Here is a 722-nt window from a genome sequence, read left to right as displayed (position 1 = left end):
GCCTTTTTCTTCCAGAGCGCTTCATAAGCTCTCCATTACCTAAATACGGCAAATTGTTTCAATAGTCTCATCGATACGGCAAGCACTCAGGTGCCAGATATCGTTTCTTAAATAGATTAAGTGGAGATCACTATGAAGCAAATAATGAATAAATCGAAAATCGCCAGCCTGGTATTGCTCGCTAGTATGAGTTCAGCGCCTTTTGCTAATGAACTGGCAGAACAAACGAGTGCAGAAAGTAATGAGTCAACCTATTGGGGGCTGGGCATTGGCTCTGTCTTAGGCGGCATTATTGCAGGCCCTCCGGGTATTGCTATAGGTGCTAGCTTAGGTGGTGCTTTTGGTTGGGGGCAAGATCAGCACGAGGCGCTTGAAGAGGCTCAGGAACAGTTGCACGAACAGGCGAACTTAGTGACGTCTAGCTCCAATGACTTGAACACAGAGATGGAAAAGCTAAGAGCAACCAGGGCTAAGTTAGGTGAGCTAAAGCGTCGTCATCACCATCAAACTGAAAAGTTAAATGACTTACAAGCTGAGTTGGCGAGCAAGGTTCAAACCTTAGAACAGAGCGATTTGTCGAATCTTTTGAGTGCCTATACCCAAGAGATCTACTTTGAAAAAGGCCAAGCGCGTGTCCCCTCATATGTTAGCGATCGTATTTCCAGTATGGCGGAGTTCTTACAGCGCTATCCTCATCTACAGATAACTTTGACAGGCTTTAG

At 45.6% G+C, this 722-nt stretch carries 1 protein-coding gene; it reads left to right on the top strand.

Going from position 1 to position 722, the window contains the following annotated elements; genetic code table 11:
• Window positions 1-132 precede the first annotated feature (132 nt).
• On the top strand, window positions 133-722 hold a 590-nt coding region (locus A3763_RS22040; protein WP_068760518.1), incomplete at its 3' end, for a hypothetical protein.

Source organism: Oleiphilus sp. HI0128 (assembly GCF_001635365.1).
This window is presented reverse-complemented; position numbering and strand designations above follow the sequence as displayed.